At 46.3% G+C, this 24,061-nt stretch carries 16 protein-coding genes; 6 read left to right on the top strand and 10 right to left on the bottom strand.

Annotated elements, in window-relative coordinates; translation table 11 throughout:
* Positions 1 to 17: 17 nt before the first annotated feature.
* Complete coding sequence (locus B5D63_RS15545) at positions 18 to 2,036, bottom strand: glucosidase family protein (RefSeq protein WP_078669693.1); 2,019 nt, start codon at positions 2,034 to 2,036, stop codon at positions 18 to 20.
* 189 nt (positions 2,037 to 2,225) lie between these two features.
* On the opposite strand from B5D63_RS15545, the gene cls reads away from it, so the two are divergent.
* Positions 2,226 to 3,707: a cardiolipin synthase gene (cls, locus tag B5D63_RS15540; protein WP_159456037.1), complete on the top strand. Its 1,482-nt coding sequence runs from the start codon at positions 2,226 to 2,228 to the stop codon at positions 3,705 to 3,707.
* A gap of 4 nt (positions 3,708 to 3,711) precedes the next feature.
* Here cls and B5D63_RS15535 read toward each other — a convergent pair whose 3' ends face one another.
* The 5 genes from B5D63_RS15535 to ybeY form a co-directional block, all read right to left on the bottom strand.
* Positions 3,712 to 4,122: a hypothetical protein gene (locus tag B5D63_RS15535; RefSeq protein WP_078669691.1), complete on the bottom strand. Its 411-nt coding sequence runs from the start codon at positions 4,120 to 4,122 to the stop codon at positions 3,712 to 3,714.
* Positions 4,123 to 4,239: 117 nt separating this feature from the next.
* Positions 4,240 to 5,484, bottom strand: coding sequence for a hypothetical protein (locus B5D63_RS15530; protein ID WP_078669690.1), 1,245 nt, complete (start codon positions 5,482 to 5,484; stop codon positions 4,240 to 4,242).
* The gene (locus B5D63_RS15525; protein ID WP_078669689.1) at positions 5,477 to 6,067 is read right to left on the bottom strand and encodes an RNA polymerase sigma factor; all 591 of its coding nucleotides are present in this window, start codon (positions 6,065 to 6,067) and stop codon (positions 5,477 to 5,479) included. The genes B5D63_RS15530 and B5D63_RS15525 overlap by 8 nt, the downstream gene beginning before the upstream one ends.
* 575 nt (positions 6,068 to 6,642) lie before the next feature.
* Positions 6,643 to 8,511, bottom strand: coding sequence for a tRNA uridine-5-carboxymethylaminomethyl(34) synthesis enzyme MnmG (gene mnmG, locus B5D63_RS15520; RefSeq protein WP_078669688.1), 1,869 nt, complete (start codon positions 8,509 to 8,511; stop codon positions 6,643 to 6,645).
* 2,443 nt (positions 8,512 to 10,954) lie between these two features.
* Entirely contained in the window at positions 10,955 to 11,386 is a 432-nt protein-coding gene (ybeY, locus tag B5D63_RS15505; RefSeq protein ID WP_078669685.1) for an rRNA maturation RNase YbeY, read from the bottom strand.
* Positions 11,387 to 11,550: 164 nt separating this feature from the next.
* On the opposite strand from ybeY, the gene B5D63_RS15500 reads away from it, so the two are divergent.
* Positions 11,551 to 11,787: a FeoA family protein gene (locus B5D63_RS15500; RefSeq protein ID WP_078669684.1), complete on the top strand. Its 237-nt coding sequence runs from the start codon at positions 11,551 to 11,553 to the stop codon at positions 11,785 to 11,787.
* A 2,029-nt stretch (positions 11,788 to 13,816) separates the two neighbouring features.
* Here the strand turns inward: B5D63_RS15500 and nadA are convergent.
* Entirely contained in the window at positions 13,817 to 14,824 is a 1,008-nt protein-coding gene (gene nadA, locus B5D63_RS15495) for a quinolinate synthase NadA (protein ID WP_078669683.1), read from the bottom strand.
* 766 nt (positions 14,825 to 15,590) lie between these two features.
* On the opposite strand from nadA, the gene B5D63_RS15485 reads away from it, so the two are divergent.
* Entirely contained in the window at positions 15,591 to 17,681 is a 2,091-nt protein-coding gene (locus B5D63_RS15485; RefSeq protein ID WP_078669681.1) for a peptidylprolyl isomerase, read from the top strand.
* Between the two features lie 107 nt (positions 17,682 to 17,788).
* Positions 17,789 to 18,295, top strand: a complete 507-nt coding sequence (locus tag B5D63_RS15480; RefSeq protein ID WP_078669680.1) for a DUF2480 family protein — start codon at positions 17,789 to 17,791, stop codon at positions 18,293 to 18,295.
* On the opposite strand, the gene corA is transcribed toward B5D63_RS15480, so the two are convergent.
* Positions 18,292 to 19,401 (bottom strand): magnesium/cobalt transporter CorA, encoded by a 1,110-nt coding sequence (corA, locus tag B5D63_RS15475; protein WP_235021551.1) that lies wholly within the window; start codon positions 19,399 to 19,401, stop codon positions 18,292 to 18,294. The two genes, B5D63_RS15480 and corA, sit on opposite strands and share 4 nt — an antisense overlap.
* Before the next feature lie 211 nt (positions 19,402 to 19,612).
* The gene (locus tag B5D63_RS15470; protein ID WP_078669678.1) at positions 19,613 to 20,872 is read right to left on the bottom strand and encodes a DUF3472 domain-containing protein; all 1,260 of its coding nucleotides are present in this window, start codon (positions 20,870 to 20,872) and stop codon (positions 19,613 to 19,615) included.
* 284 nt (positions 20,873 to 21,156) lie between these two features.
* Here B5D63_RS15470 and B5D63_RS15465 point away from each other — a divergent pair, with 284 nt between their 5' ends.
* On the top strand, positions 21,157 to 21,711 hold the full coding sequence (locus B5D63_RS15465; protein ID WP_078669677.1) for a type 1 glutamine amidotransferase domain-containing protein: 555 nt from the start codon (positions 21,157 to 21,159) through the stop codon (positions 21,709 to 21,711).
* Positions 21,712 to 21,765: 54 nt separating this feature from the next.
* Here B5D63_RS15465 and B5D63_RS15460 read toward each other — a convergent pair whose 3' ends face one another.
* On the bottom strand, positions 21,766 to 22,143 hold the full coding sequence (locus B5D63_RS15460) for a septal ring lytic transglycosylase RlpA family protein (protein WP_078669676.1): 378 nt from the start codon (positions 22,141 to 22,143) through the stop codon (positions 21,766 to 21,768).
* Between the two features lie 146 nt (positions 22,144 to 22,289).
* Here B5D63_RS15460 and B5D63_RS15455 point away from each other — a divergent pair, with 146 nt between their 5' ends.
* Positions 22,290 to 24,026: a thiamine pyrophosphate-dependent enzyme gene (locus tag B5D63_RS15455; protein ID WP_078669675.1), complete on the top strand. Its 1,737-nt coding sequence runs from the start codon at positions 22,290 to 22,292 to the stop codon at positions 24,024 to 24,026.
* The last annotated feature ends 35 nt before the right edge of the window (positions 24,027 to 24,061 follow it).

Raw genomic sequence — 24,061 nt, 5'->3', positions numbered from 1 at the left:
TAGTTCCGGCCCGTTTTTTATTTCAGTACAATGGGTAAAGTTGTCCCTTCTTTTATCGTGTATTCTTTTCCGTTAGCCATCACCAATAATCTTCCTTTGTCTTTTCTTTTTACTTCGACATCAAATTTTCTACCGAAGGCGTGAATGTTGCGCAATGCCATATGGTCCCAGCCTTCCGGCAGCCGTGGCGTACAGTCAAAACTGTTAAATCCCGTTGGCCGCATACCAAACATACCTTCCGTGAAAATACGGCAATACAGGCCACTTTCTGCAGAGAGGTGCCGCTGGTTGCCTTCCGGGTAAGCTTCTACCGGATAAGGCACATGTTCGCCCAGCAGCCGGCGGCGGGAGTAATATTCCAGTTTATCCATCGCCCTGGCTGTTTCGCCGGCAGCAAACACACCCCGTAGGGCATACAACGTAGAGCGGTCCCAAAACGTGCGATCGCCGGACTGGGACGCGAGGCCGTCTTCCGTCCACAGCTTCGGGGAAAACAGGGCGGCAATTGTGCCCGCTTTCCTTTCAAACAGGCCGGTTGTCAGCGGTGTTGCGATCCAGGCACGCAATACTTTGTTTTCCCCGTAATAGCGATAGGTATCAAAGCCTTCCACGGTAGCGCCGAAGAACCGGTCAATGTTTTTCCGCAGCTCGGCAGCGCGTTGCGCATAGTCCCGCGCCGGCACCTTTAATTGTTTCGCCAGCAGCACAGCGGAGCGGAGCGCATCGTAATAGAGGGCGCTGGTATTGAGGTTAGCGTTCCCCGCCGGGAAACGGCCTTCCAGTTCATCGCTGTCGGAATGCACTACGCCGTTTTCGTTCACCTGCCGGCGCAGGTATTCCAGGCTCCATTCTATCAGGGGCCACAGTACGCGGGCAGAATCGGCGTTGCCGGCAGCGAGGGCATAGCGGCTGGCGCCATAGGCGATCATGGCCATGTCTCCCCGGTCCCCGGCGCCATGCCAGGTACCGTCGCCCTCTGCTACGATGGAGCTGGGAATGGGTTTATAATCCGGGTTCATGTACTTCGCAAACCAGCGATAGCTGTTCATCGCGGAATTAAGCGCTATGCTGTCGCCCAGGAAGCCGAAGAAGGGGTTTACATATTCCGCCTGATCATTGGCCCAGATCGCAGCATAATAACGCAATCCGCCAGGTCCGTGCAGGTACCCTCCTTTCGTGAGATAAATACTTTCGGTGGCCCTGATCTTAGCAAAAGCAAAAGCGGTGTTCAAAAGGGTATCCGGTGTTTCCAGCTGCAGCAATGACAAGATACCGGCGATCCGTTGCCGGCGGCCTGCCATCTCCGCATCAGCGTTGATCTGCGGCCGGGGTTCGGTACCACGGCGGGCACTGTACCCTACCACAAAACGGACAGAATCGCCGGCAGCTACCTGTTGCCTGCCTGCACCGGCTGTTTCCACGGTAAAATAAAGCGGTCCGTTCGCACTACGGCTTTCTGCCGGCATGCGTTCCAGTTGCATGGCTTCCATCTCAATGGGCACGGGCTGTGTGCCATGATTAATGAATACAAACTGCTCCAGTACCAGTGGCTGGTTATCAGATGGAAAGAAAGTCCTTTTTAATTCTATCCGGTGGTCATTTCCCAATACACTGGTGACGGTGGTGATCCCCTTGTGTTGTATGCTACGCACTTTCTCCGGCAGCGCCTTTACCGGCCCGCCGTTGTACACGTCCGGCTTCCACAGCTTGTTGTTGATAAAAAAGCGGGGCAGCATATTATCGGAAATAGTATACATCATGGCAGTCTCCGTCTTGTTGGGCACCAGGCGGTACGTAGGAAACACGATCGTCCGTGTGATGGCGCTGGCCCCACTGCTGTCTACCCCGTATTGCAGCCAGAGGGCGACCTTTTTACCAGCCATTTCGATATGGTCAGCATGAGGGATATGACCGTTAATGTTCCAGATAATGCTGCCGCCGGGCGTTATCTGCCAGCGATCGGGCGTTTGGGCGTAACCGTCATACGCGCATAAACATGCCGCGGCCAGCGCCCCTTTGATCAGTATCGTTTTCATAAATTCGTGGATGTGTGGCAAACAAATTATACCATTGTCCGCGCAATTCATAACGGAAAGATCATCCCGGACAGTATCCGGTTAACATCGGATAAAATAATATAAATGGCGGTTTTGTTATCTTCATGGTGTAAACGGGTTTAACTTTTTAACAGGCCCGGCGTTAAATACTAAAACCGTATCAAGAGAGTGCACACGCTCATTAACTATCTGACTGGCTCCGACTGGCACCTGTATGTTAAAATAAGCAGCACGGTGCTGTTAATCCTGACATTTGCCGGCGTCATCTTCTCCATACTCCTGGAAAACCGGAACCCGGTAAAGGCTATGGCCTATATTATGCTGCTGGTATTTATACCGATCGTTGGCCTGATCGTATACTATTACCTGGGAAGAGACCTGCGTAAAAAAAGGCGGTTCACCCTCAAAGGCAGTAAAGATGAGGTGTTATTTGCTAAATACTGGCAATCGCAGCGGTCGGAAATAGAACACATGCAACTGGAATTGCGGCAGGCGGTGGGCACCAAACAGGAACTGTCGGCCATGCTGCTTAACACACGGCAGTCTATTCTCACCAAAAACAACCGGGTCAAACTGCTGATCAACGGAGAAGAAAAATTCCCGGAGGTAATGGCCGCACTGCGGGCTGCCAAACACCATATCCATATTGAGTATTACATGATCGCGGCAGACGATGTGGGCAATGAAGTGACACAAATACTGGTGGAAAAACTGAACCAGGGCGTGCAGGTCCGCTTTGTCTACGATGATATGGGCAGCGACCGGATCAAAAAGATACCTAAGATACTGAAGGAGAATGGCGCCAGCGTATATACATTCTCTCCTGTGCTGGTGGGTTTGTACCGCAATGCCAACTACCGGAATCACCGGAAAATCATCGTGATAGACGGCACGGTGGGATTTGTGGGAGGCATCAATCTCGACGACCGTTATATCAATAATGGCAAGCACGATCTTTTCTGGCGTGATACGCATCTTAAAATTGAGGGAGATGCCGTAAACCTGCTCCAGCTGCAGTTCCTCATGAGTTACCGTTATTGCAGCAAAGAAGTGTTTCCTTTTGAAGCGCCATTCTTCGGCCGTTCTCTCCCGCTCACAGGCACTTGTTTTACCGACATCGTCGCCAGCGGGCCGGACTCAGAATGGCCTATGACGATGAGTTCTATTCTTATGGCCATCAACGTGGCCAAAAGGCGGATCAGGATCACCAATCCCTATTTTGTACCTACGGAAGAATTGCTGACAGCCTTACAGATGGCGGCTTTAGCGGGAAAAGATGTACAGCTGCTGCTACCGTTGAAAGGCGATTCCTTTATTGTGCAACATGCGGCCCTCTCCTATATGAAGCCCTTACTGGCAGCAGGTGTGAAGGTATTTTTTTACACGAGGGGATTTATTCACGCCAAAACCATGGTCGTAGATGATAACCTGGCCTGGGTGAGTTCTGTCAATTTTGACAATCGCAGCTTTTTTCTGAATTGTGAAATCGGCGTGTTGGTGTATGATAAGGAAGTGGCTGCCAAACTGGACCGCGCATTTGATGAAGATCTGCTGTATTCTTTACCTGTACAGGAAACCCGCTGGAACAAAAGAAATATCTTCAAACGGTTTATGGACTCTGTCTGCAGGCTGCTGACGCCTTTACTGTAACCGCTTAATATTTATCGTCCTCATCCTCATCGAGAAATTCACCGTTGTCTTCCTCCAGGTCCTGGTGGCGATCGCCGCCGAGGCTGTACAGGTTGTTTTCTTCATCTTCTTCCCCGATTGCTTCCTCCTCGTCATCCAGTTCTGCTCCTGGTATGTCCAGGTCATCGCCTGTTTTGTCCTGGCGCCAGGTTTCTTCCTGTTCATCGCTGCGTTTAGGGCTTTTCTGCTTTTCTTCGGGCAACTCACTGTTATGCCGGAACGAGCGGGTCACATCGTCCATATTCAGGTCCACCTCATTGCCACGATTTTCCCTGTTCATGATATCTTCGCTGGCCGGATACTCCGGATATCCCGGAAATTCCTGTTCTTCCTCCCCCGTTTTTTTCTTCTTTTTATCGTCATGTTTGTTTGTCATAAAAAAGATTTTTTGGTACGATGACACGCAGAAAATGACGTGCCATCTACCATGATAACAACGGAAAAAACCGATTGTTTTAGCCGGTTATACTGAACGGAAGCTGCTTTGCCGTTATCACGGCTTTCTGCCGGTAAAAGTCAGGTGTACTGTCATCCCGGCGGAGTACAGTTTTACCTGTCCATATCCCACCCCATTCAGCGGAATTTTGACATAGGGTTGTACTCCCAGAAGCAGGCCGCGGCCTGCCGGACGTTGATAGAGGATACCGGCATTGATGATAGAGAGATAATGCTGGTTTTCGTTGGTGACGGTTCTTTCTTTCGGTGGACCGTATTCATACAGGTACCGGTATTTTTCTCTCAGCATAAAGTAGTTGGAGAAACCCAGGGTGGCGCTGACTTTATTCTTTTTTACCGAGAGGAAAGTATAGTTCATATTGATGGGCACATCCAGCACGTCACAGTCCGCGTTTACTTTTTCAAGGGTGCCATAAGGGGTGCTGGTGCTCCCGGTGCGATAGTCTTCCGGTGCGGCGCCATATATTTTTTTGCTGTACACGGCTCCTGTTGTCACGAAGAGATGAGGGTTGAAATAATAGTGCACCAGTACGCCTGCATTAAAGCCGATGTTACCGTATTTAAAAGAGGGCGCCACTGTCAGGTCGGGCCCCAGTACAAGGCCTGCATACCATTTTTTTGTTTTACGCTTTACGGCCGTTAGTGTGCTGTCTTTTAAAGCAACTGATACCGTTCTATAATCATCATTGACAGCGGTCGTATCTATTTTCGTATAGTCGTTGATGTTATCTACATTTATTTTCGTATATCCATTATCGTTATCTTCTTTTTTTTCACCGGATAATGGTAATACAGGGGCTTGCTGATCCGGTACCAGCCGGGTAGTTCCTTTATCCGGCGGGCGTTGTGTATTATTGTTGTTATTCGCTGCTACGGTGTAGGAAGCAGTTGCCGAAGTTTCTTTTTTAACTGTATTGGATTGCCGGTTAGTTATAGCGGGGGATACAACCGGCGTTTGTTGTTGTTTTCCCGGTATTTTTCCCTGGTTTTCCTTCTTTTCAGGGAAATGACCGGTATTTTTTTCAGGGAGATTTTCTCCCGGGAGATGATGAGCGTTTGTTATGGGTTCCGGTTGTTTTGTGCTGCCTGTATCCGGCATAAACCACCATACGCTTAGCGCCAGCAACAGCACGGCAGCAGCGGCCCACCACCAGATGAATACAGGCTTGCGGCCTTTATTTCCATCCAGCAGCGCTTCCATTTTGTCCCACGCCTGTGGGTCAAATGGATGGTCAGCTTCGTTTAGCTTGTTGCGGATACTATTTTCGAAATCTTCACTCATTTTTATGCACAACAAAGTTAACAGCGGCATTGGCGGCAGTGCCTTTACCTGCAGCGATAAGAATTTTTTCCCGTAGTATTTTTTTTGCTTTAAACAGATTGGATTTGGAGGTGCCTTGAGAAATCCCCAGCAGCACAGCAATTTCATGATGCTGATAACCTTCCATAACATAGAGATTAAATACAGTCCGATAGGCTGGTGACAGGGATTGCACATGCATCAGCAGTTCATCGTACGACAGTTTTTCCACCACATTATCTTCCTTTCCCAATTCGTGATATTGTTCTGCCTGGTCTGTAAATACCAGTTTCTTTTTGCTGCGTAAAAAATCGATGGCGGTATTGACCATAATTTTGCTCAGCCAGGCTTTAAACGGGCGATTGGTGTCAAAGGTAGAGATACGCTGAAAAACTTTCAGAAAACCATCATTCATTATTTCGATCGCTTCTTCCCTGTTCGGTGCATAACGCATACAAATACTCAGTGCATACCCAAAAAATTTACGGTATAGCAATTCCTGGCTGCTGCGATTCTTATCACAGCAACCTGATATGATTGTATGAATTTGATTCAGGTCTTCCACAAATGATCGTTACCTGTCTTTAGCTAAAAAAACCAAACTGTGGTCGTCCCCTGAATTTTTTGGGTCCGTTCCCCGAAAAACAGTTGGTTGATGTCCTATGCATACGAAGGCGATGTAAAATTGGTTGCTTTTCTCTCTAAAAAAATCCCTCTCTTTTTTTGGGCATTTTTAAGCCCATTTTCGCGCCTGTCTCTTTTTTGAATGACTAATATCAATCCCAACGCGTTTTGCCAAATTTACCCCATTTCTGAAGGTCGATTTTTTGATTTTTTACCCAAAATTTTTCATTTTCATAGAAAAAGCGGTCATCCGTGCGCTTTAGGTTTTGCGCTGGTTCTTTTTCCGGATGTTAAAAACCGGCGGAAAATTATTGCTGAAATTTTGAAGGATTAATATTCCTTCATTTTTTTGCGTCTATCCCGACTGAAAATTTTTCATGACTATAACGGAACTTTCCTGCTGAAATTTTGGGCTGGTATGTTTGGACCTGTTCCGGTCCCAATAGTCGTCTTTTATAAAAACAAAAAGGAGTATCTGAGCGATACTCCTTTTTGTTTTTATACGTTTGATGGAAATTATCTTCCCATATATACCATCAGGATTTGTACATCGCTGGGGTTAACGCCGCTGATTCTGCTCGCTTGTCCCAGGGTATGCGGACGGATTTTGGTAAACTTCTGTTTGGCTTCGGTAGAAAGGGAAACCAGTTTACTGTAATCAAAGTTTTCCGGGATGATCAGGTCTTCGAGCTGGCTCATTTTTTTCACCAGTTCATTTTCCTTCTCAATATATACATCGTATTTGATCTGGATTTCCGCCTGTTCCAATACTTCTTTTCCGAAGCCGGCCAGTGCCTGTTCTATTTTAGGAACAGCTGTCTTCATAGAGAAGATGTCCAGGTTCGGGCGAAGTAATATCTGGTGGGCCCGTTGTTTTTGGGTGAGGCCGGCGGAAGATTTGGATTCCAGCAGGGCACCGATTTCTTCCGGCTCTATCGACAATTCTTTCAGGATGGTCTTCACCTTTTCCACCTGTTCTTTTTTCTGTTGCACTTTAGCCATTCTGTCTTCCTTGGCGAGGCCCAGTTTATAGCTTCTTTCGGTAAGGCGCAGGTCTGCGTTATCCTGGCGGAGCAGTGTCCGGAATTCGGCCCGGGAAGTAAACATGCGGTAAGGTTCTTCCGTTCCTTTATTGATCAGGTCGTCGATCAGCACACCGATATAAGCTTCGCTTCTTTTCAGAATAAACGGATCCTGTTCTGTGGCTTTCAGGTGTGCGTTAATGCCAGCCATCAGCCCCTGGCATGCGGCTTCTTCGTATCCGGTGGTGCCATTGATCTGGCCGGCAAAGAAGAGGTTCTGCACCTGTTTTGTTTCCAGGGAGAACTGTAGTTGTGTAGGTGGGAAGAAGTCATATTCGATGGCATAACCCGGGCGGAACATGCGGCAGTTTTCAAAACCTGGTACCAGGCGGAGCGCTTTCATTTGCACATCTTCCGGCAGGGAGGTAGAGAATCCGTTCACGTATATTTCCACGGTATCGAAGCCTTCCGGTTCTACGAACAGTTGATGTCTTTCCCGTTCTGCGAAGCGGTTGATTTTGTCTTCGATGCTGGGGCAGTAACGGGGGCCTGTGCCCTGGATACGGCCCTGGAACATGGGAGATCTGTCAAATCCGGTGCGCAGCATTTCGTGTACGGCGTCGCTGGTATAGGTGATCCAGCAGCTTCTTTGTTGCGCTGGTTTTATTTTTTCTACATCGAGATAAGAGAATCCGACGATGTCTTCATCTCCCAGTTGTTCCTCCATTCTGGAATAGTCCAGGCTTCTGCCATCGATACGGGGAGGTGTTCCTGTTTTCAGGCGATCGCTTTCGAAGCCCAGGGACACGAGTTGTTCCGTGATGCCCGTCGCCGCTTTTTCAGCAACGCGGCCTCCGCCAAATTGTTTGTCGCCGATGTGAATTACGCCGTTGAGGAAAGTACCATTAGTGAGGACGACTGCTTTCGCTTTGATTTCATGTCCCAGGCCGGTTATCACCCCATAGCAGCGACCATCTTTTACGAGGAGGCCTTTTACCATGTCCTGGTAGAAGTCCACGTTCGGTGTTTTTTCCAGGGCCTCCCGCCATTTTGCAGCAAAAAGCATACGGTCGCTCTGTGCACGGGGGCTCCACATGGCTGGTCCTTTAGAGCGGTTAAGCATCCTGAACTGGATGAGGGATTGGTCTGTAACAATCCCGGAAAAACCGCCGAGCGCATCAATTTCTCTTACAATCTGCCCTTTGGCGATTCCCCCCATAGCAGGGTTGCAACTCATCTGCGCGATGGTTTGCATGTTCATGGTCACCAGTAAAACTTTGGAGCCCATATTGGCAGCAGCAGCGGCGGCTTCACACCCCGCATGGCCGGCGCCTACCACAATGATATCGTATGATGGAAACATAATAATTAAAAGAAAGTGCAAAATTACGGAGAAGACAGCACATTGCAGAGATTAAGTGGAATGTTCCACGTGGAACATTCGGCGATTTACTCCTAATTGACAAATCGGCAAGATCTAGTAATCTTGCTGTTCCTTTAGGCATCCTGAAAACACTCATCCTATGTCCAAGACCCAATCTGCAGGTTTACCTTTTCACAAATCGGAACGCCTAAAAACCTTCAGAAGACTTCATCCCGACGTATCTCCCTCCAAACCATGCTTTACACCCGGCACATTCGCTGTCGTTTCAATGCTGAATGGGAACAATCCTCCGGAAATATAGTAAACCTGAGGCATTGGGTCTCTCCCCTGCATTAAATAGTACATTTGCCATTTTCCTGAATCCGGAGATCTGCAAAAATCGAAAACACCCTGATTTAAATACTCATTCGCAAAACTATATCACCTATATCCTTCATTGAGATATGTGGTTCACGAGGCACTATTATCCTAAACATGGATGTTACTTGTTAATTCTCCCTAACGTTCTTCTCCAACTTCAGGGACATCCCCGGTTTCTGAAGAACTATCACCCCAAAACATCCGGGCCACTTTTATATCTTCCTGACAACGCCTTCTCTAAATTAGGAGACCTCCAGGCTCATGAAATCCAACCATTGGGAAACACTCATGTATAATCCCGGTTAACCCCTCTCCAACTTTGGAGAAATACCGGTTTCTGAAGTACTATCATCCCCTGCAACTTTCCAACTTCTACTTACAGATTCTCTGAATCCGGATACCCTCCAGACTCATGTGATCCATTCATTGGGAAACACTCATGTATAATCCCCAGTTAACCCCTCTCCAACTTTGGAGAAATACCGGTTTCTGAAGTACTATCATCCCCTGCGACTTGCTAACTTTACTAGCAGATCATTTCTCTGAATCCGGATACCTCCAGGTTCATATGATCCATTCATTGGGAAACACTCATGTATTATCCCCAGTTAACCCCTCTCCAACTTTGGAGAAATACCGGTTTTCTGAAGTACTATCCCCCCCTACAACTTTCCAACTTTTACTTACAGATTATTTCTCTGAATCCGGATACCCTCCAGGTTACTGAATCACCGTCATTATCATCCCAAAAACGGGCAACGCAACTTCTCCTAACAGGCTCCTTTCCTGAATTCGAAGTTGTTCAGAATACCGGCAACCTCGCGCTTTGCGGGTGCTACGACTTTTCCATTGCATTAGCATCATCAGAAGAATATTTAAAATCACCAAAAGAAAAGCCATGAGGAATATCAGACAAAAATTCTCCCCGTCAAACGGGGCCGCAATAACAAACCGCTCCTCGTGGGAAGGAAGCAATACAGCATCTATGGAGAAGCATTAAGAAGGTTGGGCTAAGATACAGTTATCCCCAAAGACGGTAATACCCATGGCAATATCACAGGCTGGCTTTTAAGATAACATGAGAATACCCGGGGTAAAAACGAAGGTAACCTCCCGGGAACAACTTCGCTCTTCATTTACTTTCTTAGTTCAAGGATTTACTTTGTTATTCAAGGATGAAAACGCCTTCTTTCAAGAATGCTGTAAAAACAGCGTTATGCCGCTGTTTCAGGCGCTCAGCGGTAAACATTCCCCTCAGTACCCCTATATGCTGTAAAAGGGCGTAGAAGGGCTTAAAATAGCTAATACCGGCATCATTTCATCTGTTACCCGATGGAGTGGTATTCAGTAGAAACTGCGTTTCAAAGAAAGAAGAATGTGGCAATATGCCGAAACTTTCTAAATCAGGCCAGAGAATCAGAAAGTATCTAAGAGAATGTATCAGGTACAGAGATATAGCACCAGGTTCAACGGGTGGATTGTGGAAGGTATAAACCTTCCGTTTCAACATATTCCAAAGGAAGCGGCAAAGAGCTATTATTCTCCTTTAAACTGCCCAAAGCAAAATCTTCAGACAGGCAACTCCTGTCGGTAACAGGCAGCGCTCCCAGGAGAACACAGTGATTTTAAAATAGGAAACAGTGGTTATAACCCAGCTATATATTCTCTGGTAAAATTCTCAACGGCAAGAGAGATCCGATAGAAATTTTCATCTCCCCTAATAAACGATATACTGTCTGTTCTGATGTGAAATTAACTTACTTACCGCGGGCATCTTAAAGCAGCCTATGTTGGAGCCTTAATAGCCTTCCTTCGTGGGTACATCGATAGGAAACCTTGTGTATGACTTCTGCCCCCCTTTTTATGGTCTGTTTGACAGGAAATTCATAAGCATATTTCCTTATTGGTTATGAATCCTAACCGGCCCCTGCAGAAAGCTTTAAATAATAAAAATTTGCTCAGACTAAATGTGCGGTCAACCGTTTCTTTTAAAATGCAAAAATGTTCCACGTGGAACATTCAAAATTCGTCTAATTAAAATGTTCCACGTGAAACATTTTAATTATTCCAACGCACCGAAATATTTAATAAGATATTCATCTTCCTTTTGGTGCATCAGCTCATTTTCTGCTTTACTTTTATCCTTAAACCCACACAAATGTAAAGCACCATGAAAAATTACCCTATGCAGCTCCTGGTTTATAGATGCCTTAAATTTTTCCGCATTTTCCTTCACTCTGTCAATGCTAATGTAAATTTCACCTTCCGTAACGTCAGGATCTTCGCCCATCTCAAAAGTGACGATGTCAGTGTATGTGTCGTGTTGCAAAAACTGTTTGTTGATTTCCAATAAATACGCATCAGAACAAAAAATGTAATGCAGGTTTTTTAATCCCTGCCCTTCACCGGCAAATAAATCCTTTAAAAAGGTTTTCAACTTTGTTTTTTCTTTCAGGTCCACTTTTACCTCATGCGCTGTAAACTGAATTGCCATTGATGTATCGAATTAAATAAAGTGGTGTAAAAGTAAAGTGAAATTTTGGATTGAATGCCGGATTCTTTTTGCATATTCCGTGCTCGGAGGTACCTTTGCCCTGTCATTCATCGTAGCAATACCCCCGTTGCCAAAACTTAGTTTAAACAGATTAATACGTAGGTATGAAAAAAGGCATAATGAAATTATCTTCCCTGGCAACAGGTAAAAGCGCAGTAATCATAGAATTTGAAAAAGACGATCTACATATTAAGTTAATGGAGATGGGCTGCGTACCAGGCGAAACCGTTAAGATTGAAAAAATCGCCCCCCTTGGTGATCCCATTTCAATCATGGTGGCAGGCTATAATCTGTCGCTCAGAAAAACAGAAGCTGATCATATTTGGGTAGAGGAAATATAATTCCTCTACTCGTTTCCCCCTTTCTTCTCTTCTCTCCCCTTCCCTTGATTATTTATCTTCCCCTTAAACAAAAAAAATTTTCAAAAATTGCCCTGGATGTGGAAACATCCCCTCTATTTCTATTTTCTACCATTAAAAGAAGAAAAATTTTGGCGCTGTCATAACCCAGGTACCCTTCTTTCATAAAATTTTTCCTATAACTAACTCCTAAAAGCCACTCCTTATACACAATTTAGAAGCGCTCCCTCCAAAAATCCTTTCTGTTAAGCCGCTTTTCCACAACATCCGGTTAAAAGCAAAAAAAATTTAGAAAATACAGGTCCTTTTCCACAAAAAAGGACCTTCAAAAAGTAATTAGGGAGAAAAGCTTCCTTTTTTCCACATAATCTCCGCAAAAAATCAAAAAAATTTTCCAAAAACATGCAGATCGCTTTAAAAAACGCCGGTACTTACATCTTTTGAAAAAAATTCGAAGACTTTTTCACATTTTCCAATAGAAAAAACAAAAAAAATTTTCGAAATAGCCGGTTTTCCACAAAATTCCGACTTTACATAGGATTCTTCCTCCATTCGGATCCGGAAACTCAAAAAAATATGCACTTTTCCACATCACGTGGTCAATTTTTTTAAAACCAGCGTCAAAACAGCTGTTTTCCACATTTTCTTCATCTGTTATAGTGAAAACAGGAAAAATTTTCCGAAAAAACCTTTTTAAACTGCGATTTACTCTCAAGTAAAAATTCAAGGCGTTACGAATGCCCTGAGAAACCTGTCCGGCTTAAAACAATGGCATCCCCCCACGAAATTCTTCTCCGCTGTATTCTCCGACCTTTATTTAAGCCTGGAGAACATTCCCCTCTACCCTTCCCATCACCGGACTCAAATAAAACAGATTCTCAGCGCCTTTCCTGTGCCGTGAGATTTCGATAAAACAGTTTGATCGTTGGTCATGTCACAAAAGCAGAAAAATATTCAATTCTCACCACATTGTGTGGCGCGTGAGACTGGCTTCTGTTACTCCCATATACCCGCTTCCTCACTTTTGGAAAAAATATTCAATTCTCACAGCTTAGACTACACGCTGAGGATCGAATATTCTATTTCTTTTCAAAAGAGCATATAATCCTCCATGAATATTAAAATCTCAGCGGCCTCACTACACCCTGACATTTCAATGGATTTTCATCCTGCGCAGAAATTTAGATCGCTCAAAATATATTCAATTCTCAAGGCACTGCTTAGCCGCTGAGAATCGAATATATTTTTCAGTGCCAGGCTCCCCCCAATACCCGAGCTATTCTCAGCCCACAGGCAATGCGCTGAGGTTCCAATGAAAAACAAAATCCCGGGGTAACCCTTGATCTGAAACAAATATCTAATTGTCAGAGCGCTCCTGAAAATCACACCTTGTAGTCTCCTCAGGGCCTCCGTTTGGAGAAAAAAAGATTTTTATACGCCAGTATGCAAAGCTTGCCGGGCACGGCTAATACGTCCTAATGCAGAAAATAAAAACGTCCGTAAAAAATAAAGGCGCTGAGAATTGAATAAAATATGAAATCACGGGGTTTTGCCGTTACTGAACATTTCATTCAATTCTCAGCGCCTTCAAAAATTACAGGGCAACAGTTTTATAACGGAAAATTTCGGAAAGGATTAGAGGAAGTAAACAAATAAAAGACTCTCGCGAAACTTATAAGGCTTTGAGAATCTTATAAAAAAAAATTTATCGGGCATACCCAAGGTGGGAAAAAAAAATTAAAATCTCAGCGCCTTCAAAAAGCAGATTTAGCTGTTTATGCACATATACGAAAGAGAAATTAAGACAGCTCCGTTCAATAAACCAGGGAAATGGACGGACAAAATTAAATATCACACTCTCAAAGCCTTCATAACCGCCTGAGAATTAAATGATTCCGACTAAAATAGGAAAGCCCCGGGGTTATATAAACCTCGGGGCTTCTGAATATGGTCAAATAATTAATTGACTAAAAAATAAAATTTGAATAATACTGAAAATCAAATAGTTAAATCAAAGTCCAGCACGTTCACTAATCTCCAGCATTCGCTCTATCGGCTTTTTAGCGGCGATTCTAAGACTTTCTTCCATGGTAATTTCCGGCTGTTCGTATTCCATACACAGGTACAGCTTTTCGAGCGTATTCAATTTCATGTGTGGACAGTCGTTACAGGCACACGCATTATTAGGCGGAGCAGGAATAAAAGTTTTCCCCGGATTTTCCTTTTGCATCTGATGCAGAATTCCGGTTTCCGTTACCACGATATATTCCCGGGCATCGTCTTTTTGGCTAAACTTCAACAACCCGGTAGTGGAACCAATGTAGTCAGCCACCGCCAACACTGCCGGCTCACATTCGGGGTGTGCAATAATTTTTGCTTTCGGATGCTGTGCTTTCAGTTTCGTGATTTTCTCCAGCGAAAAAATCTCGTGTACCATACAGGCGCCATTCCATAAAACCATATCACGACCGGTTTTCTTAATCAGGTAAGATCCCAGGTTGCGGTCAGGCGCAAAAATGATAGGCTGGTCCTTCGGAACACTTTCGATAATTTTTTCCGCATTGGAAGAAGTACAAATGATATCACTCAGTGCCTTGATACCTGCTGAACAGTTGATATACGAAATCACGATATGATCAGGATACTTATCACGGAATTTTTTGAAAAGTTCCGGAGGAGCACTGTCGGCCAGAGAACACCCCGCTTTCAGGTCGGGCAACAGCACTTTTTTCTGCGGACTTAGAATTTTTGCCGTTTCCGCCATAAAGTGCACACCGGCAAAAACAATAATATCGGCATCCGTTTTGGCAGCTTGTTGACTGAGCCCAAGACTGTCTCCGATATAATCGGCCACATCCTGGATATCAGGCTCCTGGTAATAGTGCGCCAGTACGATCGCGTTTTTTTCCTTTTTCAGATTTTCGATCGCTGCAAACAGGTCCAGAGCTGGGTCAACCGGTATATCCAAAAATCCGTTATGCTGCAAATTTTTTTTCGCGACAGCGATTTCAGTAATCATAACTATATACTTATTTATTTATTTAAAAAGAAAAGCCCACTACTATTAGGGCTGTGAATATGTGGAAATTAATTTTCCAGCACCTGTACAAATGTAGTTGTTATTCCTTTTTTATACGCTTTCCACATCTAATTAACACCCTGTTTCCCCGTCATTGCTGGATTTTACCTATTTCATCCACATACGTGGATATCGTTGTTGGTGAAAATCTTTTTTACCGGGAGGGTATTGGAAAAATGTTAAAAGAACGCTTTTACTATCCACAATTCACAACTGCTTTTTTTGAGGTAAACTTTTGGCAGAAAAACAAAATTAGTTTTACCGGTGTCTAAAGGCACCTTTTCCCACCTTATTTTCAGTTTTACAGGTGGTTTTACACAGGTATTGTGGAAAAAAAACGATCGGACGAGTCAAAACGCCAAAATGAGGTGTTGTTGAAAATAACCATGTTTTATTCACATTTTCCTGTGGATTGTGAAAAATGGCTTTTTCACATTTGTGTATAAACTGTTGAGCTTCCCAGGTGGACTGTTTTGCGAAAATACCCGTTCCTGCCGGTATTTTGAAATACTAACACCTTGAAAAAAAGCACCTTGAAAAAAGGGGATATCTGTGGAAAACCTGTGAATGATAACCAGTCCACAAAAGTGTTAGAAAGGCCTCAAATCCTTTACTGTATTGGGTTTGGAGGCAAAAAATACTCTTTTGCAGTTACAGTTATTTTATTCTATTTTTGCTTTCCTTAAAAATGTAGACTATATAATATATGTCAGTAATTCAGAAAATCAGGGACAAATATGCCGTCGTGATCGTAGTAGTGATTTGCCTGGCTATTGTTAGTTTCCTGTTGCAGGATGCCTTTTTTGGCAAAAGTTCTCTCGCCCGCCGTTCTACCACTGTGGGTAAAGTAAACGGTGAAGAGCTGGATCTCGGAGAATACCAGCGCCGTATTCAGGATGCCGAAGCAGGCGCACGCCAGCAGATGCCCAATGGTAATATTGACGAACAAACCCGTCAATATATCCGTGAGCAGGTTTGGAACCAGTTTCTGAATGAACAGATTATGCAGGCCCAATATGAAAAACTGGGTATAGCAGTGACTGAAGCGGAAGTGGTAGACCAAATCAAAGGTAAAAACCCGAACCCGATCGTGGTTCAGCAGTTTACCCGCGATGGTCAGTTCGACCGCGCAGCATTACAGCAGACAATCGCACAGGCTCCCCAGAATCCTCAGATCCGTGCGGCCCTCGCGCAGTTGGAAACCTACATCGCCAAGTCGCAGGAACAGCTGAAATATATCACCCTGATTAAACAAGGGGTATACTATCCTAAATGGATGGCTGCCCAACAGCAGGAAGATAACAGCAAGACCGCTACTATCTCTTATGTAAGCGTACCTTATGCTTCTATCGCTGACTCCACTATTAAAGTAACTGATGCGGAACTGAACCGTTTCATTCAGGACCATAAAGAGCTCTTTAAAGTAGAAGAATCCCGCAAAGTGGAATATGTGTCTTTCGACGCCGTTCCTTCTGCCCAGGACTCCGCTGCTGCTATCCAGCAAATCGTTGCCCTGAAGGCAGAACTGGATACTACTAATGATGTGGCCGGTTTCATTAACCGTAACTCTGAGATTAAATACTATGATGGCTACGTTTCCAAAAGCGCCGCCCAGGTACCTCAGAAGGATTCTATCGTAAATCTGCCGGTAGGCGCCGTATATGGTCCTTATTATGATAATAACCTGATCGTGTTCGCGAAAATGGTAGACCGCAAAAACATGCCTGACAGCGTGAAAGTGCGCCACATCCTGATCGCTTCCGGTCCGCAGGGAGGTTTACCGGACTCTATCGCTAAAAAACGTGCCGACAGCATCGAGGTAGCAGTTAGAGGCGGCGCAGACTTTAAAGCACTGGTTACCCAGTATTCTGACGATCCGGGCAGCAAACAAACAGGCGGTGAATATGATATCACCCCTGCTACCCAGTTTGTGCCTGAATTCAAAGATTTCGCTTTCGAAGGTTCCAAAGGCCAGATTAAAACGGTGAAAACACAGTTCGGTTACCACGTAATCGAAATCATGGACCAGAAAAACATTGGCCCGGCTATCAAAGTGGCTTACCTCGGTAAAGCCGTGGATGCCAGCAAGGAAACCAACAATAACGCCTACGGTGCCGCCAGCGATTTCGCTAGTAAAAGCCGTACCGCCGCTACTTTCGAAAAGAACGTACAACAAGGCAAACTGAATAAAAGAATCGCTGACAACCTTCGCCCGATGGATTTTGTGATCCCCGGCATCGGACAGTCCCGCGAACTGGTACGTTGGGCCTATGAAGCCAAAAAAGGCGACGTAAGCACTGTGTTTACCTTCGACGACAAATATGTGGTAGCTGTACTGAGCAGCGTTCGCGCTGAAGGCACCGCTCCGCTGGATGACGTAAGACCGCAGGTGGAAGCTGAAGTGAAAAAACACAAGAAAGCTGAACAAATCATCGCTAAACTGCAAACTCCGGCCAGCCTGGACGCAGCTGCTAAATCCACCAACCAACCGGTGCTGAAAGCAGAAGGTGTAAGCTTCGCTTCTCCGTTTATCGCTTCCCTCGGCTTTGAACCTCGCGTTGCCGGCGCTTCTTTCAACAAAAGCTGGGGTACTGCCAAAGTATCTGCTCCGATTGAAGGCAATGCTGCGGTATACGTAATCAAAGCGGATAGCTACGAACCAGCCCAGCAGGCACAAGACCTGGCCACCCAGCAGGCTGCTTACGAACAAGGTATCAAATCCCTGCTCGACCAGCAGCTGTTTGAAGTGTTGAAGAAGAAAAGCGATATCAAAGATACCCGCGGTAAATTCTTCTAACAGACAGCATACATTTTTAACTGACATAAGGAAAAAGGGAGGCAGTAATGCCTCCCTTTTTACATGCCCATATCTTCGTAAATTTGTGAGGTTAAAAACAGACAGCTATGGATGAAATCGTTAATAAAGTAGCACAGAGTGGCCTGGAAACCATTGACCTGGAACAATTCTACCCTAAGGGGGAGACTGTCATTTTTGATATGAAGGACTACCTTTTTATGGGAATGATCCTGAAAGAGAAAGACTTTCGTACCGCTATGCAGTCGCACGACTGGGAACAATACCGTGGCAAAAACGTAGGCCTGGTATGCACGGCTGACGCTGTAGTACCCTTATGGGCTTATATGCTGGTGATGACCAACCTGGAACCGGTGGCCGCCTATGCTGCGTTCGGTGATGCAGAATTTATATATAAAACGCTATACCTGAAGAACTTATCTTCATTGGACGTGACCGCCTTCACAGACAAACGCATCGTGATCAAAGGTTGCGGCGATCAGCGGGTAGGCGAAGTAGCCTATGCAGAGGTAACCCGACTGCTGCGTCCGGTAGCCAAAAGCATTATGTACGGGGAGCCCTGCTCTTCTGTACCGGTATATAAGAAAAAGGCCTAAAACCAGCCCCGCTTCCGGAAAATAAGGATCATCAGTACTAACAATATCCCCATTCCGCCAAGGGTATAAAAATAGCCGTTGCGGGTTGCCAATTCCGGCATATTATGGAAGTTCATACCATAAATACCGGCAATGAGGGTTAAGGGCGACAGTAACGTGGTTACCACCGCCAGCACTTTCATGATCTCATTCATTTTGAGATTGAGCTGGGTATGGTACATCTCCTGTACGTTGAGGATCATATCCCGGTAGTTATCTGCCAGATCATTACATTGAATGATGTGGTCGTATACGTCTTTGTAATATTTCGTCACATTGTCCTCCAGCAGGTTACTGTCACTTTTCAGGAATCCGTTGACCAGGTCACGCACAGGCGCTATTCCTCTTTTGAAAAGGAATACCTGTCGCCTAAGGAAGTTGATCCGCGCCAGCGTGCGGGTATTCGGATAGTGTTGTACCAGGTCTTCCATCAGTTCTATCCTTTCTCCCAGTTTATCCAGCACCGAAAAATAACTGTCTACAATTAGATCCAGCAGGGAATAACAGAGGAAGTCCATCGTACCATTACGGATACGGGAACCTGGTATTTTCAGTTTATCGCGTACCGGATCAAATACATCCCGTGTAGGATCTTCCTGAAAAGAGATCACGAAATTTTTGCCCATCACGATGCTTACCTGCTCAAGATCTATAGTAGATGCTTCGCTATTAAAATACATCATGGGCAACTGGCAAAACAGCCGTTCTCCAATGTCGTCCATTTTAGCACGTTGTCCTATACTCAGGATATCCTCCTCTATCAACGGGTGGATCATGTAATGCTGACAAATGGCATGTACATCATCTTTCCGGATACCATCCACATTAATCCAGGTAGACGTCGGTTTATCACGGAAGGCAAATACCTCTTCCAGGGACACCAGTGTTTCCTCCGTACAGCCGTTACCGCTATAATCGAAAACGGTGATCTTGCTGGTTTCCGCCGGTTTGCGCGAAGCCACGCTTGTAGCCGGGTTGAAGTTCATAATACGCTGCCGCTTCACCTTGAATGGGTTCAGCTCATCCAACACATCCAGCACACCGGGAATGGGTAGTCTCTTTTTCACTGATTTAAGCATAAAACGGTATCTGCAAAAGGATCATTTTTCAAACCGAATTTAAACCAAAATCCGGTAAGCACCGGCGAAAGTAAATTTGTCCCTAATACCCCATAGGGTATATAGGAAACAAAACGGATAAAAAACCGCCGGAAAAACTTCCGGCGGCTTTCGGTCGTAATACTAACGGTGAACGTTATACGACAGGGGATAGCATATTTTAGAAACGCGGTAGCGTTATCTCAGGGTGTTTACCCGTAGCTGGGCGCTCGAAAATGTCGCCATACCGGGCATCTGCGGGCTTGAAGCCGCTGGTCCAGAGATAGAACCAGCCATTTTCAGCACCGCCGCCGAAATCCAGGCGGTCTTTTGCTTTAGCGGTAGCATCATTGGTGAATTTCGCTTTTGTCAGCTCTATCCATTCGCCGGTGTCTGTTTTTATCCAGTGATTACCATAGTATCCTTTTCTGCCGAGATGTCCGTTCTCAAAAGAAAAATTTTCAAGGAACGAATACAGGTGTCCCATATACTTACCGTCTTTGGGTGCACGGAAGCTGGCGATCAGCTTCCACTCCCGGTGTTCCGGCACATAGAAATAGGCGGTATAGGTGGTGGTGGTACCGGTAGGCACGCTGTGCATTAAAAAGCGATAGGTATCCCCTGCCTTCCAGTTATATATCCAGTGACTGTGGCCGCCGGTACCCTCGCCGCCGAAACCGCTGGCATAAACGCTGTCGCCTTTGGCCAGCAGCACTACCTGGTCTTCATACTTTACGTTGTCGCGCCTGTCTGGCTCACTGCCCGCATCCCATACGGAGAAAATGATCCTTCTTTCCTCCGGCGAGTTGACCTGCATGCCGAAATAACCACGATGGAAGCCGCAGGACATAAAGTATGTGCCCACTTTGTCTTCCCCCGCCGGTACTTTTATCTCGCCATAAAACCACTCTGCATTTTTACCCTCCGGAACAGGATAGTTCAGGTGTACGGAAGCAGAACGCCGCCATGGTTTTGGATTGAACTGGATATCTTTGGTGGCGGCGCCCTCCAGGTTAACACCTTTCACATCAGCATACACTTTACCGGATTTGTCCAGCCCTTTCAGCGTTACCGCATAGAAACCCGGTTTTTTAATATTTGTCTCCAGCGCAGGGATAGCTGCATAGTTACTATTGACAGGAATGCTAACCGTTTTTGAAACGCCGTTTAGTGTCACCAGCAATTTACTGCCTGCGTCAGAGCGGGCCTGCAGTGTGACTTTCAGCTTGCCGGTATTGGCAGCGTGAAAATAGAAGTTGACCGTATTCTCATTGCCGGTCCAGTTTGTTACCCCGTTGTTTTCATTGATGTCAACGTTTTTCTCTTCAGGGTCTGCATAGGCAGTAAACCCCGGCAGTACTACGGGAGATGATTGCGCCGAAACCTGTTGCATAGCCATCAGACCAGCGAACAAGGCGCAGAAAAGCATATTCTTTTTCATTGTTCAGGAATTAGTATCAACAAATAAAACAGTCAATCGTCCCAAATGCAACAGGAGGGATAAAAATATTACACTGGAATGAGATTCCTTTTCTTCTACGGTATGGGAAAAAATATATACAACGGTTATACGACCGCTGGCGCGGGACCCCGGCCATAGGTCAGTTGTTCTCACAGGGGAACCTTTTTTGTGCAGTGGGGGGAAGAAACAAAATATGGGAATTAGCTGTGCCCGTCAGGCACAGCGGAAAAAGAGCTGGTTTAATCACAAAAAAAACATGAATTATGGGAACTCAATTGCAGAACAAAAAAGTGGCAGTACTGGTGGCCAACGGATTTGAAGAAGTGGAACTGACAGCGCCGCTGGAAGCGTTAAAGGAGGCGGGAGCAAAAGTGGATATCATCTCTCCCGAGAAAGAAAAAGTGAGGGCGTGGGCAGAAAAAGATTGGGGGAAAGATTATCCGGTGGATAAAAACCTGTCTCAAGCCAACGCGCAGGACTATGATGCGCTGGTATTGCCCGGCGGGGTGTTGAACCCGGATCAGCTGCGTATCAATCAGCAGGCGGTCGCTTTTGTAGGAGGTTTCTTTGAAGACGGAAAACCGATTGCTGCCATTTGCCATGGTCCCTGGACGCTGATTGAAACCGGGGAGCTAAAAGGTCGCAGGGTCACGTCCTATCCTTCCCTGAAAACAGATCTTGAAAATGCCGGTGCTAACTGGACAGATGAAGCGGTGGTCACTGACCATGGACTGGTGACCAGCCGTACGCCAAAAGATCTGCCTGCTTTTTGTAAGAAGATGGTAGAAGAGATTGCAGAGGGCGCACATGTGGTATGATACAATTGTGTTGGGCGTTAGCGGAAGGAGAAATGCTGCGGCGTTTCTCCTTCCCTATTTTTTAGGCTTTTTGTATTTGATTTCCACATTGGCCACGCCGGTATTGATCATACCCAGTTTGGAAGCTGCTTTTTTAGAAAGATCGATGATCCTGCCGGGAGCAAAAGGTCCTCTGTCGTTGATCCGCACTTTTACCGTGCGTCCGTTGGCGATGTTGACCACCTTCACGCGGGTACCGAAAGGAAGTGTTCTGTGGGCTGCCGTGAGGTGGCGTTGCCGGAATGTTTCCCCGTTGGCCGTACGTTTCCCGTCAAATGAATCGGCATAGTAGGACGCTTTCCCGTTTTGGGTAACCTTACGGCTACACGCAGTGGTGCTGATGATGAGCGTAGCACAGGCGAGTAACAGGGAAGGATGTAGTGAAAGTCTCATAAAAAGGCCGTGGTTTAGTCGTATAAATATAGAAATATTTTCTGATGGGTGAACAGGCCCGTTTATTGGAGCCATTACAGGCGTAAACAAAGTGTCAGCCGGGTTGTTTTTAAAAAACACATCCTGAAAAAAATAAAAACATATTTATGGGAAAATCAGTTGCCGACCAATTAGTGGAAATGCTGGTGGATGCTGGCATTAAACGTATTTATGCTGTTACGGGAGATAGTTTGAACCATATTAACGACGCTGTGCGCAGAGATGGCCGCATCCAGTGGATACATGTGCGTCATGAAGAGGTGGGCGCCTATGCCGCCGGTGCGGAGGCGCAGTTGAACGGGCTGGCCTGTTGCGCCGGTAGCAGTGGGCCGGGGCACGTACACCTGATCAACGGATTGTACGATGCACATCGCTCCGGCGCGCCCGTCATCGCCATTGCTTCTACCTGCGCCACCAATGAATTTGGCAGTGATTATTTCCAGGAGACGAATACCATCAAATTATTCGCAGACTGCAGCCATTACAACCAGGTGGCCAGTACGCCGGCACAGGCCCCGCGTATGCTGCAGGCGGCGCTGCAACATGCCGTGCACAAGAAAGGCGTGGCCGTGCTGGGGCTACCGGGCGATGTGGCGTCGGCCGACGCGGAAAATATCAGTACTGCATTGAAACTATACCGGCCGGCAGCGGTGCTGCGGCCAACGGAGAAAGAACTGCAACAGCTGGCGGCGCTGTTGCAATCTGCCGGCAAGGTAACCATCTATTGCGGGTTAGGCGCCACTGCCGCTCACGACGAGGTGGTAACGCTGGCGTCCCTTCTGAAAGCGCCCGTAGGCTATTCTTTCCGGGCTAAAATGGGCATCGAATATGATAATCCCCATGAAGTAGGGATGACAGGGCTGCTGGGGCTGGCATCCGCATACAAAAGCATGCACGAAGCAGATGTGGTGTTATTGTTGGGGACTGATTTTCCTTACACGCCATTTATGCCGGAAAATGCGAAGATCGTACAGATCGATAACCAACCGGAAAAGCTGGGTCGCCGAGCCTCCCTGGAAATGGGTCTCTGCGGCGATATCAGGCCTACCCTGCAGGCGCTGATGCTGCTGATACAGGACAAGAAAGACAGAAAATTTCTGGATACCATGCTGGAGTTCCATGAAGAGGTAAAACGGAAACTGGATACTTATGTGGAAGATCGCGGTAAGGAGGAGGCGATCAGTCCTGAGTATGTGGCCACAGTCATCAGCCGGCTGGCAGCGCGCGACGCTATTTTCACCGTCGATACCGGTATGACCAATGTATGGACTGCCCGCTATATCGCGGCTACCGGCAAACGTACGTTGTTAGGCTCCTTTAACCACGGTTCCATGGCCAATGCCATGCCGCAGGCTATCGGCGCCGCCCTGTGCCAGCCTGGCCGGGAAGTGTACGCCCTTTGCGGCGACGGAGGCCTTACTATGCTGCTGGGCGATCTGATGACTATCCGGCAGTACAACCTGCCGGTAAAGGTGATCGTTTTCAACAACCGTGCTTTGGGTATGGTGAAACTGGAGATGGAAGTAGCGGGGCTGCCTGACTGGCAAACGGATATGGTGAACCCGGATTTCGCGGGAGTGGCTACAGCGATGGGTTTTACCGCATTTACGATCCGTACGCCGGATGAAGTGGAGCCGGTGCTAACGCAGGCGGGGGATGCTTCCGGACCAGTGCTGGTCAATATTTTCACGAATCCGGCTTCATTGGCCATGCCTCCAAAAATAGAGTTCGAACAGATGAAAGGATATGCCTTGTGGATGGGGAAACTGATACTGGGAGGAAGGTTGGATGATGTGCTGGAAGCAGTGAAGTCAAACTATAAACACATTAAAGACGTGTTATAAAACAAAACGGATGGTACCTGCGTACCATCCGTTTT

Source organism: Chitinophaga eiseniae, from assembly GCF_900167135.1.
Taxonomy (GTDB): Bacteria; Bacteroidota; Bacteroidia; order Chitinophagales; family Chitinophagaceae; genus Chitinophaga; species Chitinophaga eiseniae.
Note: the sequence above shows the minus strand (reverse complement) of the source record. Positions and strands in the feature narration are given on the sequence as shown.